We start from the raw sequence: 15,158 nt of genomic DNA on the forward strand, positions 1-15,158 counted from the left end.
CACCATGACAGCGAGGAGGGGCCGCCGTCTCCCTGCTGACGGCGGCCCCTCGGTGCTACGCGGCTCGTGCTCGGTCGATCACATGTGGACGACGGGTGCGGCGTCCGCGTCCTGCTCGGGCACCCCGCGCCGGTAGAGCAGGAAGGCGATCAGTGTGCCCGCGGCGAAGAAGCCCGCCGACCACCAGAAGGCGGTCGTGTAGCTCTCGATCGTCGCCTGGGCCTGGACCAGCTTGCTGCTCGCGTCCTTCCCGGCCAGGTAGTCGGTGGCGGCGCTCGCGGCCAGCGTGTTCAGCAGCGCCGTACCGATCGAACCGCCCACCTGCTGCATGGCGTTGACGGTCGCGGAGGCCACGCCCGCGTCCTCGGCCGCCACCCCGCCGGTGGCCATCTGCATGGCCGGCGGCATCACCAGGCCGAGGCCGACGCCGATCACGATCAGCTGCGGCAGCACCGCGGTCGCGTAGTCGGAGCCGACACCGATCCCGGTCAGCCAGGCCATGCCGACCGCGGCGATGCCGAAGCCCAGCGGGATGACCGCCTTCGGTCCCATCCTCGGCACCAGCATCGTGGTGCCGACCTGAGCCGTCACCATCAGCGCCGCGACCATCGGCAGGAACGCCACACCGGTCTTCGTCGGGCTGAAGCCCAGGTTCAGCTGCAGGTAGTAGGTGAGGAAGAGGAACACGCCGAACATGCCCGCGCCGGAGATCAGCACGGCGAAGAACGAGGCTGCGCGGTTGCGGTCGAGCAGGATGCGCAGCGGCAGCAGCGGGTGCGCGGCGCGGGTCTGCCACCAGGTGAACGCGGCCAGCAGTACGGCGCCCGCGATCAGGAAGCCCCAGGTGGCGGGGGAGGACCAGTCGTGCGTCTCGGCGTTGGAGAAGCCGTAGACCAGGGAGAAGAGACCACCGGCGACCAGGACCGTGCCCGGCACGTCCAGCTTGGAGTTCGTGGCATCGCGGTGGTTGTTCAGCAGCAGCCAGCCGCCCGCGAAGGCGAGCACGGCGATGGCGACGTTGACGTAGAGCGTCCAGCGCCAGTCGAGGGCGTCCGTCAGGATGCCGCCGAGCAACAGACCCACGGCACCGCCGGCGCCGGCGATGGCGCCGTACACGCTGAACGCCTTGGCGCGCTCCCGGGCGTCGGTGAACGTCGTGTTGAGCAGCGAGAGCGCGGCCGGCGCGAGCAGTGCGCCGAAGGCACCCTGCAGGGCACGCGCGGTGACCAGCATCTCGAAGTTGGTCGCGGCACCGCCGAGCGCGGAGACGGCGGCGAAGCCGACGACACCTATGAGGAAGGCCGGCTTGCGGCCGAAGAGGTCGGCGATACGGCCGCCGAGCAGCAGCAGGGAGGCGAACGCGAGCGCGTACGCCGTGACGATCCACTGCCGGTTGCCGTCGGAGAACCCGAGGTCGGCCTGAGCCGAGGGCAGGGCGATGTTCACGATGGTGGCGTCCAGGACCACCATCAGCTGGGCAAGGGCGACGACGGCGAGGATCCACCACCGCTTCGAGGAGGCGGCGGACTGCGCCTCGACGGCGCCCTCCGTGCCGCTCTCGGCCAAGGTCTTCTGGGACATCGGGGAACTCCAGGGAAGTTGCTCGGGCTTTACCAAGCCATAAACGAAACCGTTTCGTACACATCGAGATTAGACCACTCTCAGCGAAACGGCAACGTTTCGCTAGGGAGGGTGGCGGGGGTCTCGCGTATGCCTTGACGGGAATATAACCGGCGAGGCATATTGGAACCATGTCCGACGCCGCGCTCTGGACCGCTCTCGCCGATCCCCACCGGCGGGCCATCGTCGCGCTGCTCCTGGAGCGGCCGCGGCCCGTGGGGGAGATCGTGGAGGCATGCGGTCTGAGTCAGCCGAGCACCTCCAAGCACCTGAAGGTGCTGAGGGAGGCCGGTCTCGTCCGGGTCCGGCAGGACGCGCAGCGGCGCGTCTACGCCCTCGACCCGGCGCCGATCGCCGAGCTCGACGCGTGGCTCGCTCCGTACCGGGCGTTGTGGAACCGCAGCCTGGACGCGCTGGGCCGCCGCCTCGACGAGACGACGTCGGACGATCCCGAGGAACCCGCCCCGAAGGACTGATCCACCATGGCCCCTGATCTCACCGGCACCTATCTGACCCTGGACGACGGCCGTCCGGCCGTCCGTTTCAGCCGCACCTACGACCATCCCGTCGAGCGCGTCTGGCAGTTCGTGACCGACGCCGGCGAACTCGCCCAGTGGTTCCCGTCCCGCGCCGAGATCGACCTGCGCCCCGGTGGCACGATCACCTTCAGTGGTGACCCGAACATGCCGGAGTCCACGGGCCGGGTGCTCGCCGTCGACGAGCCCCGGCACCTGTCCTTCGAGTGGGGTGGCGACGAACTCCACTTCGACCTCGAGACGCTGGACGAGAAGCGCACCCGCTTCACCCTCACGAACGTCCTCCAGGCCGCCGACACCGCCGCCCGCAACGGCGCCGGCTGGGAGGTGTGCCTGTCTGCCCTGGACGCGAAGGCACAGGGCGAACCGTTCGAGGGGCCGCACGCCGGGGCGGGCGCCCCCTGGAAGGAGTTCTACGCGGGGTACATCGAGGCCGGAGTCCCCTCCGGCGCCCCGGTCCCCGGCCTGGACTGACCCCTCACGCCATCTGTCGCCGCACCAGCTCGTGCAGCCTGCCGCCGGTGTCCGCGAGGAGCTGCGCGGGCGGCCCCTGCTGAGCGACCTTTCCGTTCTCCATCACGATGACCCGGTCGGCGTCCAGCACCGTGGACAGGCGGTGCGCGATGACGATGCGCGTGGCGTTGAGGGCCTTGGTGCTCTCGATGACCGTGCGCTGGGTGTCGTTGTCCAGGGCGCTGGTCGCCTCGTCGAAGAAGAGGATGCGCGGCCGGCGGATCAACGCCTGGGCGATCATGAGGCGTTGGCGCTGGCCGCCGGAGACCGCGCCGCTGCCCGAGACGATGGTGTGCAACCCCATCGGCATCCGCTGGATGTCCTCGGCGAGCCCCGCCATCGCGGCCGCCGCCATCGCCTCCTCGGGCGTGTAGGGCTCGGTGCCGCAGATGACGTCCAGGATGGAGCCGGTGAACGGCTGCGCGTGCTGGAGCACCACACCGCACTGCCTGCGTACGGCGGACTGGTCGAGCGCGGCCAGGTCCTGGCCGTCGTAGAGCACACTGCCGGAGACCGGCGGGTCGAAGCCGATCAGCAGCCTGAGCAGGGTCGACTTGCCGCAGCCGCTCGGGCCGACGATCGCCACGAACTCGCCCGGCCGGATCTCGAACGACACGTCGTCGAGGACCAGCGGGCCGTCGTCGGAGTAGCGGAAGGAGAGCCTGCGGGCCTCCATCGCCCCGGTCAGCTGCCCCGGCCGCGTGCTCGCGGTGCGCACCTCGGGCGTCGCGTCCAGCACCGGCTTGATCTCCTCGAACAGCGGCAGCGCGGACACCACCGAGACGAAGGAGCCGGTCAGCTGGGTGACCGCGGTCAGTAGCATCGTCACCGAGGTGTTGAAGGTGAGGAACGCCGCCGCCGACATCGACCCGCGCGCGGGACCCGCCAGCAGCATGAACATCAGCAGGGTGCACACCGGCAGGTACACCGCGCCCATGACCGTGGTCAGGTTCTTGATGCGGCCGACCTTCTGCTGGAGCTCACGGCTGCGCGCGAACTCCGAGGCCCAGGCGGCATAGGCGTAGTTCTCGGCCGCCGCCACCCTGAGCTTCGGCAGGCCGCGCAGGGTCTGGAACGCCTGGTTGTTCAGCTTGTTGCCGAGCACGACGAGGCGCCGCTGCCACCGCACCTGCCACAGCCCGAGCCCCAGGAACACCGCGGCGATGACGACGAGCATGCCGATCGCCGCCAGGGCCATCGAGGCGCTGTACCAGAACAGCAGCACCAGGTTCATCACGCCGACGGTCACCGACTGGGCGACCACCGGGCCGATGCCCGCCATCATCCGGCGGATCGCGCTGATGCCCATGGCCGCGCTGGCGAGTTCGCCGGTGGAGCGCTCGGTGAAGAACTTGGTCGGCAGCCTCAACAGCCGGTCCCAGACCGCCGGTTGGAGGGTGGCCTCGATACGGCCCTCCAGGCGGAGGATCGTCAGGTTCTCCATCAGCATGAAGGCCGCCGCCACGACACCGCTGACCATCACGGCCAGACAGACCTGCACGATCAGATCGGTCTGCGCCTTCGGCACGAACTCGCCGAGCACCTTGCCCGTCGCGATCGGCACCAGCGCACCGATCGCCACCGTCACCAGGCCGCTGATCAGCAGGTTGGTCAGATCGCTGCCCGTGCCGCGCATGCTGAACCGGAGCAGCCCGACCGGACTGAGCCCCTTGTCGGGAAGCGGCCGGTAGAACATCACCGCGCGCGGCTCGAACTCCTCCGCGTTGTCCTTCTCGATCGGTGTCTCGCGCCCGGTCGCCGGATGCACGGCCACATAGCCGCCGCGCCGCCACAGCAGCGCGACCGGCGCGCCCGACAGGGCCCGGTGGCCCACCAGCGGGCCGACGTTGTCGCGCCACCAGCGGCCGTCGAGGCGTACGGACCGGACGCGGACGCGGGAGGCGAGAGCGATGCGCTCGACCGGGTCGAGACGGTCGCTCTCGGTGCCGGACTGCGTGGGCTCGGCGAGCGGGATCCCGGCCGCCTGGGCGACCAGCCTGCACGCCGCGTAGCTCGCGTCCGCGTCGGCGGACGTCGTGCGCTTCGCCCCCTTGCCGATGGACGCGAGCAGGGTCCGGTCGGCCTGGGCACGGACGGCCTCACCGGCTTTGATACCCGCGGCCGTGCGCGTCTCGTGGGTGCGCTCCAGCTGCTCGATCCAGCGGTCCAGCGTGGTCAGCAGCCGGTACTGCTGGTCGACCATGCTCTGCCAGACCGCCGGGTCCATCAGCAGGTCGGCGGCCGCCTCCGCGCCGTACAGCGAGCCGTACTGCACACTGCCCGGCGGCACCTGCATCCAGAAGACGTCGTCGTCCGTCACCTCGGCGGCCCGCTCGGTGGCCATCGGCGCCTGGAAGAGGATGGAGAGGCTGCGGCCCACGCCGAGGGCGAGGGCGTACTCCAGCGGGCTCGACGTCGGCGGTACGTACTGCGGGTTGCCGTACTCGTCGTAGGACCAGGTCTCGGTGTTCGCCGGCTGGTACAGCTCGCGCAGGCCGATGCGATGCACCACGCAGTCCCTCAACGGGCGGGCCACAAGCGTGTGGTGGGGTCCGGCGACCGGTCCGAGCAGCAGCGAGCCCGCCTCCAGGCGGCCCAGGTGGTGCCAGTGGCCCTGGCCTTCCGCGTCGACCGCGAACAGGTCCACGGCACCCGCCGCGACCAGCCACAGCACCTGCGGACCTTCCAGATCCAGGCGGTTGAGCCCGGCGCAGTCGAACGGCGTGCCCATGGAACCCAGCGCGTTGAGGACGAGGTCCCCCTCGTGTGCGGTCGTCATCTCAACGCTCCTTGACCAGCGCCGCGTAGGCGCCCCCGTGCGCCACCAGCTCCTCGTGCCGCCCGCGCTCCACGATCGTGCCGTGCTGCAGTACGACGATCTCGTCGCTGTCGCGCACGGTGCTGAGCCGGTGCGCGATCACCACACAGGCGCAGCCGCGCTTGCGCAGGTTGTCCATGACCACCTGCTCGGTCTCCGCGTCCAGCGCGCTGGTCACTTCGTCGAGGACCAGGATGCTGGGCCGGCGCACCAACGCCCGGGCGATCTCCAGGCGTTGGCGCTGCCCGCCGGAGAAGTTGCGGCCGTCCTGCTCGACCCGGCTCTGGATGCCGCCGGGGCGCCGCATGACCACGTCGTACAGGGCCGCGTCCCGCAGCGCGTCGACCACCGCGTCGTCCGGGATCGACGGGTCCCACAGCGCCACGTTGTCGCGGACCGTGCCCTCGAAGAGGAACACGTCCTGGTCGACGAAGGAGACGGAGGCGGCGAGTGCCCCGCGCGGAATGTCGTCCAGGCGCTGCCCGTCGATGCGGATCACGCCCTCCCAGGGCGCGTACAGGCCCGAGATCAGGCGGGAGACGGTCGACTTGCCGCTGCCGGAGCCGCCGACCAGGGCGACCTGCTGGCCCGGACCCACGGTCAGGTCGAAGCCGGTGAGCAGGGGCTTGTCGAGCGGGTTGTAGCCGAAGGTGATGTTCTGCAGCTCGACATGGCCCTGCAGCCGGCGGGTGGAGTCACCGCCGCTCCGGCGGTCGTAGAGCGGGTCGGCCTGGAAGTTCTCCACGTCCTTCAGACGGGCCACGTCGGCCGCGAAGTCCTGGATGCGGCCCGCCACGCCGTTGAGGCGGGTGATCGGCGCGGTGAAGCGGGTGACCAGCGCCTGGAAGGCGACCAGCAGGCCGACGGATATGTGGCCCTCGACCGCCCGCATGCCGCCGATCCAGAGGATGAGCGCGCTGTTGAGCGTCGCGAGCGTCGGGGCGACCACGCCCAGCCAGGCGCTCGGCACCCCGAGCCGCTGCTGCTCCTCCAGCGTGGTGGCGTGCTGCCCGGCCCACTTGCGGAAGTAGCCGTCCTCGCCGCCGGTCGCCTTCATCGTCTCGATCAACTGCAGGCCTGTGTACGCCGTGTTGGTGAGCCGGGCGCTGTCCGCACGCAGCTTTGCCGTACGGGTGGCACGCAGCCGGATGACGACCCGCATGGCCACGATGTTCAGCAGGGCCACACCGATGCCGACGAAGGTGAGCTGGGGGTCGTACGTGTAGAGGAGCACCGCGTAGAGGACGACCACGACCGCGTCGACGCCCGCCGCCGCGAGGTCGCGGGACAGGGTCTCGGCCACCGCGTCGTTCGACTGCAGACGCTGCACCAGGTCGGCAGGGCTGCGCTGGGAGAAGAACGTCACCGGCAGCCGCAGCAGATGACGCAGGAAGCGGGCACTGGAGAGGGTGGAGGAGATGATCCGGCCGTGCAGCAGGTTCGCCTGCTGGAGCCAGGTCAGCACGAGGGTGAGCAGCACGGACGCGCCCATCGACGCGAACAGCACGCCGAGCAGGGAGGTCTGGCCGCCGATGAGGAACATGTCGATGTACGTCCGGCTCAGCGCGGGCACCGCCGCGCCGACCAGCACCAGCAGCAGGCTCGCCAGCACCGCCGCCGGCATGGTGCCCGCCGTGCCGCGCAGCCGGGCCGGCATCGCGCCCAGCACACCAGGCTTGCGCCCGCCCTTGGTGAAGCCCTCGCCGGGCTCCATGACCAGGACGACACCGGTGAAGCTGCCGTCGAAGTCTTCCATGGGCACGAACCGGCGGCCCTTGCCGGGGTCGTTGATGTACACCCCGCGGCGGCCGAATCGGCGCCCCATGCCGTCGTAGACGACGTAGTGGTTGAACTCCCAGAACAGCACGGCCGGCGTCTTCACCCCGGCGAGGGCGGCCGTGTCCATCTGCATGCCCTTGGCGGTGAGGCCGTAACTGCGCGCCGCCTTGAGGAGGTTGCTCGCGCGTGAGCCGTCCCGGGAGACGCCGCAGGCGATGCGCAGCTCCTCCAGCGGGACGTGCTTGCCGTAGTGGCCCAGCACCATCGCCAGCGAGGCGGCGCCGCACTCGACGGCCTCCATCTGGAGGACGGTGGGGGTGCGGACGGTCTTCGCCTTGCCCTTGGGTATCGGGCGCTTGGGCGGGGCGGCGCGGCGCCTGCTGCGGGTGTCCTGCGCGGTGCTCACGGCAGCAGCCAATCGACGGGGCGCTGATCGGCCAGCCGGATCGAACCCGAGGCCACGGTCATGGAGGTGAGCGCGAACGGCGGCCCGTCCGCGGACGACCATTTGTAACCGCTCTTCGTGCCGGACGACTTGTCCAGCTTCACCAGTACGGCGACCGGCCGACCGTCCTTGGTGAACTGCTCACCCAGCTGGCTGTCCCCGAGGAACGCCGCGATCTGCTGCGCGGACTGGGCCGAGCGGTCCACCGACTTCACATGGCCGCGCAGCACGCCGTACTCCTGGGTGGGCACCGACGAGACGGTCAGATCCACGGAGGCGTTCGCCGGAATGGAGGCGGCGTTCTCGGCGGGCACGTACACGGTGGCGTACAGCGGATCGGAGGCCTTGGCGACCTTCTCCACGGCGGCGACGTTCGCGCCGGTCGAGATGATCTGCCCGATGGTGGCGGCGAGCGCGGTGATCCGGCCCGCGGCGACCGTGCGGACCACGGTGTCACCCTGTGCCGTACGGACCTTCAGAACAGGGGAGTTGGCCGGCAGCCGCTGACCCTCTTCGGCGATGACCTGCGTGACCTGGCCCGCCACGGGGCTCTGCAGGATGTAACTGCCCTCCCCGTGCGTGAGGATGGCGGGCGCGCTCACCGTGGAGGCCACCGAACCGGTCACCGCCCACACGGAGGCGGCGGCCATCACGACCACCGTCACGGACAGCACGAGCCAGCCCTGGGGGCGGGCGAAACGTACCGGAAGGTCGAGCTCCTCCGGCGACTGGAGCTTGGCGAGGGCCTGTTGGCGGAACTGCACGGAACTTTCCCTCACCTGCGGAAGAGAGAGGACCGGCTGCTGCGAGCCGGTTGAATTACGGCAACCGAAAGCCCCGGAGCCGGGATACGGCTCCGGGACTCGGAGATCACAAGATATGCGATCGGGTCACAAGTGGTGCGATCAGAGACCGGCGACCAGGTTGGTGACCGGGGCGGTGCTCAGGCCGGTGACGCCCTCGACCGTGCCGACGGCGGTGTTCACCAGGCCGGAAACCGGGGCGATGCCGTCCACCAGGCCGGTGACGGTGCCGAGGGCGTTGAGGGCAAGGCCGCCGGAGACGTTGTCGAGCTCGGCGTCCGAGATCTCAACGGTCTCAACCTGGGGGGTGGAGTTCATGATGGAACTTCCCTTCATATGGATATCTCACAAGGGGGGAGCGGCCCCCTCTGGGGACAGATGACGGCCGCGACCGCAGGCGCCGGGCGCCCGTTTCCGAAAAGCCCTTCGCGGCCCCTGCGGTGCGATGGATCAAAGCACGCGGCGGGGTCGGGCTTCCAATCAACCACCTGTCTCACCAGGGCACTTGCGTCACATAGACGCCCATCCGTGCAGGCGCACGCACGGCTTCGTGGCGACTTCTTCACATGGGACGCGGCATCGGCTCAACCGGGCCCTTGCTGTCGCATGGGCGAATCCGACACTCCGCTCCAATGGCGTGCCGGGCGCTCCCCGCTTGTGCAGAACCTTCCGGTTCGGTGACTTGGTTGGGTATTCGATGTGCAGATTCCCTGAAGGGAGGATTCCGATCGGAGTCCACAACAGACCGTCGTTGACCGGTTGCCGACCGTGTCAGCCCAGGAGTGCGTACACCGTGCTCGCGTGCGCGGCGATCTCGCCCGACCCCTCGGCGGTCATCGTGATGTCGGCGAACGCCATCCGGCGTCCCAGCTTGGTGACGACCGCTTCGATCAGGACATCCGAACCGGTCACCGCACGCTGGAAGGTCGTGGACTGCTGCACCGTGGTCATCGGTCCGTAGGTACCCCGGGCCGCCGACACGGCGATCACGGTCGCGGTGTCGGCGGCGGCCATCAGCGCCTGTCCCGATAGCGCGCCACCCTCCCGGGCCAGCCCCTGTGACCAGGGCATGCGCAGGATCGCGCGGTCTTCTCCCAGGGCCTCGACCGACAGGCCGAGGACGAGAACCCAAGGGGCGAAGTTGTCGGCGAGGATCTTGTCGGCTTCGGCGGTGGTCATCGTCATATGGGGGATTGTTCCCGGCACGGGCCCACCCTGCGCGTGCTGTGGCCGATTCGGTGTTCCAAGGGGGGCGCACGGAAACGGAATTGAACGCCCCGTGCGCACCGTGCGTACCCACTGCCATCCAGGCGCCCCGAACAACTGCCACACGGCGGTACAGACTCCGGTCCCCCAGGAGGTCGAGAAGTTTGAGTCACAAGCGAATTCCGAAGCGCAAGGCCGCACTTGCGGCAGGCAGTGTGGTGGCACTCGGAGCGGCAGCCATTCTGCTGCCGAACGCCAACGCGTCCCAGGACAGCGGTTCCAACGACGCCGCGGCCGCGCCCAGGACCCTGAAGGCGGACGACGCCTCGGATCTCGCCTCGCAACTCGCCGAGCTGCTGGGCGACGCGTTCGCCGGTTCCTACTACGACGCCGACAGCCAGCAGCTGGTCGTCAACGTCATATCGGGCGACAACAACAATGTGATCGTCCAGGCGAAGAAGGCGGGCGCCGCCGTCCGCGAGGTCGACAACAGCCTCACCGAACTGGCCGCGGGCGCACAGACCCTGAAGGCCGAGGCGACCATCCCCGGCACCGCGTGGGCCGTCGACCCCCGGACGAACAAGATCCTGGTCACCGCCGACAGCACCGTCACCGGCGAGAACTGGAACACCATCGAGTCGACCGTCGAGAGCCTCGGCTCGGACATGGCGACCATCAAGAAGTCGGCCGGCACCTTCAAGACCTTCGTGTCCGGCGGTGACGCCATCTTCGGCGGCGGCGCGCGCTGCTCGCTCGGCTTCAACGTCCAGGCGGAGGACGGCTCCCCGGCCTTCCTGACCGCCGGCCACTGCGGTGTCGCGGCCGACGCGTGGGCGGACGCCGAGGACGGCGAGCCGATCGCCACCGTCGACCAGGCCACCTTCCCCGGCGACGGCGACTTCGCGCTCGTCAAGTACGACGACCCCGCGACCGTGGCCGCGAGCGAGGTCAACGTCGGCGGCGGACAGACCGTCGCGATCAGCCAGGCCGCGGACGCCGAGGTCGGCCTCCAGGTCTTCCGGATGGGCAGCACCACCGGCCTCAACGACGGCCAGGTCCTCGGACTCGACGCCACCGTGAACTACCCCGAGGGCACGGTCACCGGCCTCATCCAGACCGACGTCTGCGCCGAGCCCGGCGACAGCGGCGGCTCGCTGTTCACCCAGGACGGCCTGGCGGTCGGCCTGACCTCCGGCGGCAGCGGCGACTGCACCGTCGGCGGTGAGACCTTCTTCCAGCCGGTCACCACCGCCCTGGCGGCGGTCGGCGCCACGCTCGGCGCGGGCGACGCGGCAGGCGGTGAAGAGGCAGGCGCCGGTGAAGAGGCCGGCGGCGACGCGGTCGGCGGCGAAGAGGTCGGTGGCGAGGAGGCCGGCGCCGGCGAGGAGGTCGGTACCGGTGAGGAGACGGGTACCGGCACGGAGGACGAAAGCGGTCTGACACAGACCAACTGATCCGGCCGCCTCGGCAGCGGTTCGCCCCCACTGATCCGCTGCCGACGCGGTCCACAACCACCGTCCGGCCCCACCCGCGGTTCCGGTCGGCGGTGCAAGCGGTCCGGCCCTCCGGCGGGAGGGCCGGACCACACCGCTGTCAGCCGTCCGTCCGGGCCCGGAGCAACAGCACCGCCACGTCGTCGATCCGCTCCTGGGCGGCCGCACTGCTGCGGACCAGGGCATCGGCCAGCTCGTCCAGCGGCAGGTCCCCGGCCTCGGTGAGCCGCTGCCCGAGAGCGGCGAGCGCGTCCTCGATGTCGACGCCCGGCGACTCGATCAGCCCGTCGGTGTAGAGGGCGAGGACGCAGCCGGGCGTGAGCTCCACCTCGGTCGTCGGATAGGTGGCCGAGCCGTCGATGCCGAGCAGCGGACCGCCGGCCAGATCAAGGACGCGCACCTGCCCGTCCGGACGTCTCAGCAGCGGCGGCGGATGCCCCGCCCGGGCCATCACGGCCCGCCCACGCTCCGGATCCAGCCGTAGATACAGACAACTGGCGAACAACTCGGCGCCGAGGTCGATCAGCAGCCGGTTGGTGCTGCGCATGACCTCCTCCGGGGCCTGGCCCACCGTCGTGTACGCCCGCACCGCGGTCCGGATCTGCCCCATCAGCCCGGCCGCGGTCACGTTGTGCCCCTGCACGTCCCCGATCACGGCGGCCGCGAGACCCCGCGTCGGCACCAGGTCGTAGAAGTCGCCGCCGATGTCCATGCCCTGCGTCGCCGGCAGATAGCGGGCGGCCGCCTCGATACCGGGCAGTGTCGGCAGCGAGTGCGGCAGCAGGGCCTGCTGCAGCCCGTGCGCCAACTGGTGCTTGGCGTCGTACAGAACGGCCCGCTCCAGTGCCTGGGCGATCAGCCCGCCCAGACTCGTCAGCACCGCCCGCTCGTCCGCGGGGAAGGGATGGGTGTCGGCGTAGGCGAGCACACAGGTGCCCACCGGACGTCCGGAGGCGATCAGCGGCAGATAGGCCCAGGCCGCGAAGCCGTCCGGGGTCGAGTGCCGCACCGGATACAGGCGCTCCAACTGCTCCCGGGAGTCGAAGAAGGCGGGCACCCCGCTGCTGAGGACGTGCGCCCCCGGCGTCTGCTCGGCCAGCGGCAGCCCGTCGAACCGTTCCACGACATGCGGGTCCGCGTACCCGCGATGCCCCAGCACGTGCAGCCGGCCGGCCCGGGATCCGAGCAGGACCAGGGCCTGACTGCCCACGGCCGGGGCGATCTCGTCCGCGACCAGCTGCACCACGTCCTGCACGCTCACCGCCTCGGTGAGCGCACCGGCCAGGCTCAGCACCTGGGAGATCGTGACCAGACGGGAAGGGGAGTCGCCGGGCCGCGGTCCGGCCCGGTTCATCTCGGCGACGGCCCGGGCCCGGCTGACCCGCACGCTGAGGCCGGTCGTGCTCGGATACAGCCGGAACGACAGCCAGTCACCGGGCGGCCGCAGGGCCACGAACGACGTGGTCTGCTGGCTGAGCAGCGCGGCCCGGTAACGGTCCTCGTACACCGGGTCGTTGAGCCAGGGGACCGTCGCCCACAGCTGGGAGCCGAGCAACTGGGAGACCGGAGCGCCGATCAGCTCTGCCGCCGCCGCGTTGGCGAAGCTGACCCGCCCGTTCAGATCGAGCGAGCACAGCCCGTACGGCAGCCGCGCCACCATCCGCGCCGCCTCCACCGTGCCCAGCGTGCCGGCCACGCCGCCCATCGCGGGCGCGGCGAGCAGATCGGGCTCGGCGTACAACGGACGGCTCTCCTCGACCGCGCGCTTCAGCCGCACCGCGAGCCGCCCGCAGGCCGCGGTCAGGTGCTCCTGGTCCCGGTCCGACAGCTCCGGCGGATGCGAGCCGGGCCAGGTCACGAAGACCGCGCCGTACACGGTGGTCGGGGTGGCCACCGGCACCGCGGCCAGGGCGAAGGGGTACGGCAGCACGACCGCGATGCGCGGATAGCGGCGCGCCATGTCCTGCTCGCCGCCGACCCACACCAGCCGCCGCTCCCGCACCGCCTCCGCCACCGGGATCGGCGCGCTCAGCCCCACCCGCTCCCACGGCGCGGCGAACGCCCGGGGCAGCCCCGCCATCACCGCCATCTCCAGCACCGGCTCGTCGGCGGCCAGCAGATACACCGCGCCGGAATGGGCGTGGACCTCGTCCATCATCGACGCCAGAGCCAGGGAGAGCAGCGGACGCCCCACCCGCGTCCTGGCGGCCGCCGGTGCCTGTGCGGACGTCTGTCCGTCGGACACGCCGACCACCTCCTCGCACGGGCGCGTCCCGGAGGCGCCCCGTGCCGCTGTCGCACACCGGGCCCCAGGGATCAAATCTGCCCCCTGGCGGCTCGTCGCGCACGGCGAGCGGAGTGCGCGACGAGCGACGGCGCCGGCTCGCGCGCGGGCGCAGGAGTGCCCGCGCGGTGGCCCGCCGTGTACCCCCTCGGCTGCGGGCCATGCCCCCACAGTCGAAGCGCGCGGCGGTGTACGGGCGCCGTGCGTGCGCCCCCGCGCACCTTGATGGCCGGTTCTTCGCGCCCCGGAACGGTCCCGGGCGCGAACAATGGAGCACGTGCTCATCACCCACGGAACAGACGTACGGCAGCTGAAGGGACGGGCAGTGATCCGGGTGTTATTGGTGCACGACGAGTGTCTGGTCAGATCGGTCCTGGCGGAGTGGCTGGGCCGGGAACCGGACCTCGGGGTGTTCGACGCCCCGTGGCACAGCGCGGCCAGCCGTCTGGGAACCGTGCGGCCGGACGTCTGCGCGGCTGACCTGGAGTGCTCGGACACCTACGGCATCCCGCCGCTGGGCGAGCTACGCGCGTACAGCCCGGACCTGGCGCCGCCACGGCTCCTCGTGCTGGCCAGTGCGAACAGGCCGGGGCTCCTGAAGCGCGCTGTCGAGGCGGGGGCCCTCGGTTACGTCGACAAGGAGGGCACACCGGAGAGCCTGGTGCGGGGGATCCGGTGCGTCGCCGAAGGGAAACGTTTCGTCGACGACTCGCTGGGCTTCGGCTTCCTCAAGGCCGCCGAGATGCCGCTGACCCGGCGGGAGCTGAGCGTGTTAACCCTCGCCGCCGAGGGGGCCTCCGTCGCGGAGATCGCCGGGAGCCTGCACCTGTCCCACGGGACCGTGCGCAACTACATGGCGGCCATCACCCGCAAGACCGGTGCCCGCAACCGCATCGACGCGATCCGGATCTCGCAGGGCGAGGGCTGGCTGTGACGGTCCGGGCGTCCAGCTGCCGACGAGATCGCGGTAGAGCGCCGAGCTCCGCATGAGCTCGCCATGGGTGCCGTACGCCCTCGTCCGGCCGTCCATGACCAGGACCCGGTCGGCACGGCGGGCCGAGCTGAGTCGGTGCGCCACGACCACCAGAGTGCCGCCCGGCCGCTCGGCGAAGGCCCGTTCCGCGCGCTGCTCTGCCCGCGGGTCCAGATGACAGGTCGCCTCGTCGAGCAGGACGAGCGGGGCGTACGACAGATAGGCCCGCGTCAGTGCGACGAGCTGCCGTTCGCCCGCGGAGAGCGCCGCCGGATCCACGGTCGCTCCCGGTCCGCCGAGCGCCTCCAGCAGAGGCAGGAGACCCACCGCCTCGGCCGCGGCGAGCAGCTCCGCTTCGGGGACGGGCTCGGGCCGCAGATGGCCGAGGTTCTCGGCGAGGGTGCCGGTGTGGACGTACGCCTCCTGCGGGATGAGCACGCGCCGCGCGGCGGCCTCCGGCCCGGGCACCGGATACCCACAGACCCGGACCGTGCCACGCCCCGGCGCCAGCAGCCCCGCGACCAGGGCCGTGAGCGTCGACTTCCCGATCCCACTCGGGCCTACGACGGCCAGGTGGGCGCCGGACGGGAGGGTGAGGTCGAGATCCTCGATGACGGGGGCCGCGGCGGGGCCGTAGGCGAAGGTGACGGAGGAGAGGGAGAGGGCGGGGGCGGTGCCGTTGGCGGGG

At 71.0% G+C, this 15,158-nt stretch carries 11 protein-coding genes and 1 pseudogene; 4 read left to right on the top strand and 8 right to left on the bottom strand.

The genetic code is table 11. The features are described from left to right. Positions 1–78: 78 nt before the first annotated feature. Positions 79–1,581, bottom strand: coding sequence for an MFS transporter (locus IG08_RS0148540; protein WP_030619709.1), 1,503 nt, complete (start codon positions 1,579–1,581; stop codon positions 79–81). Positions 1,582–1,751: 170 nt separating this feature from the next. Between IG08_RS0148540 and IG08_RS0148545 the strand changes: the two genes are divergently transcribed. Continuing rightward, the gene (locus IG08_RS0148545) at positions 1,752–2,096 is read left to right on the top strand and encodes an ArsR/SmtB family transcription factor (protein WP_030619710.1); all 345 of its coding nucleotides are present in this window, start codon (positions 1,752–1,754) and stop codon (positions 2,094–2,096) included. Between the two features lie 6 nt (positions 2,097–2,102). Next, entirely contained in the window at positions 2,103–2,630 is a 528-nt protein-coding gene (locus IG08_RS0148550; protein ID WP_030619713.1) for an SRPBCC family protein, read from the top strand. Positions 2,631–2,634: 4 nt separating this feature from the next. Here the strand turns inward: IG08_RS0148550 and IG08_RS0148555 are convergent, their stop codons facing one another. The 5 genes from IG08_RS0148555 to IG08_RS0148575 form a co-directional block, all read right to left on the bottom strand. Then, the gene (locus IG08_RS0148555) at positions 2,635–5,448 is read right to left on the bottom strand and encodes an NHLP bacteriocin export ABC transporter permease/ATPase subunit (RefSeq protein WP_030619714.1); all 2,814 of its coding nucleotides are present in this window, start codon (positions 5,446–5,448) and stop codon (positions 2,635–2,637) included. Between the two features lies 1 nt (position 5,449). Then, positions 5,450–7,672 carry an NHLP family bacteriocin export ABC transporter peptidase/permease/ATPase subunit gene (locus IG08_RS0148560; protein WP_030619716.1) on the bottom strand — a complete coding sequence of 741 codons (2,223 nt, stop codon included), beginning with the start codon at positions 7,670–7,672 and terminating at the stop codon, positions 5,450–5,452. Then, on the bottom strand, positions 7,669–8,475 hold the full coding sequence (locus tag IG08_RS0148565; protein WP_030619719.1) for an HlyD family efflux transporter periplasmic adaptor subunit: 807 nt from the start codon (positions 8,473–8,475) through the stop codon (positions 7,669–7,671). The genes IG08_RS0148560 and IG08_RS0148565 overlap by 4 nt, the downstream gene beginning before the upstream one ends. Before the next feature lie 141 nt (positions 8,476–8,616). Further along, positions 8,617–8,832 (bottom strand): hypothetical protein, encoded by a 216-nt coding sequence (locus IG08_RS0148570; RefSeq protein ID WP_030619722.1) that lies wholly within the window; start codon positions 8,830–8,832, stop codon positions 8,617–8,619. A 453-nt stretch (positions 8,833–9,285) separates the two neighbouring features. Next, positions 9,286–9,699, bottom strand: coding sequence for a PaaI family thioesterase (locus tag IG08_RS0148575; RefSeq protein ID WP_030619724.1), 414 nt, complete (start codon positions 9,697–9,699; stop codon positions 9,286–9,288). Positions 9,700–9,884: 185 nt separating this feature from the next. Here IG08_RS0148575 and IG08_RS0148580 point away from each other — a divergent pair, with 185 nt between their 5' ends. Then, positions 9,885–11,174, top strand: a complete 1,290-nt coding sequence (locus tag IG08_RS0148580; protein WP_030619726.1) for a S1 family peptidase — start codon at positions 9,885–9,887, stop codon at positions 11,172–11,174. A gap of 139 nt (positions 11,175–11,313) precedes the next feature. Here the strand turns inward: IG08_RS0148580 and IG08_RS0148585 are convergent, their stop codons facing one another. Further along, positions 11,314–13,467 carry a SpoIIE family protein phosphatase gene (locus tag IG08_RS0148585; protein WP_030619728.1) on the bottom strand — a complete coding sequence of 718 codons (2,154 nt, stop codon included), beginning with the start codon at positions 13,465–13,467 and terminating at the stop codon, positions 11,314–11,316. Positions 13,468–13,765: 298 nt separating this feature from the next. On the opposite strand from IG08_RS0148585, the pseudogene IG08_RS0148590 reads away from it, so the two are divergent. After that, positions 13,766–14,347 (top strand): annotated as a pseudogene (locus IG08_RS0148590) (LuxR C-terminal-related transcriptional regulator); the annotation flags it as partial. On the opposite strand, the gene IG08_RS63270 reads toward IG08_RS0148590, so the two are convergent. Further along, positions 14,270–15,158, bottom strand: an 889-nt coding sequence (locus IG08_RS63270; protein ID WP_158812380.1) for an ABC transporter ATP-binding protein, incomplete at its 5' end; no start/stop codon positions are given. The pseudogene IG08_RS0148590 and the gene IG08_RS63270 sit on opposite strands and share 78 nt — an antisense overlap.

This window comes from Streptomyces fulvoviolaceus (assembly GCF_000718165.1).
In the GTDB taxonomy this organism is placed as follows: domain Bacteria; phylum Actinomycetota; class Actinomycetes; order Streptomycetales; family Streptomycetaceae; genus Streptomyces; species Streptomyces fulvoviolaceus.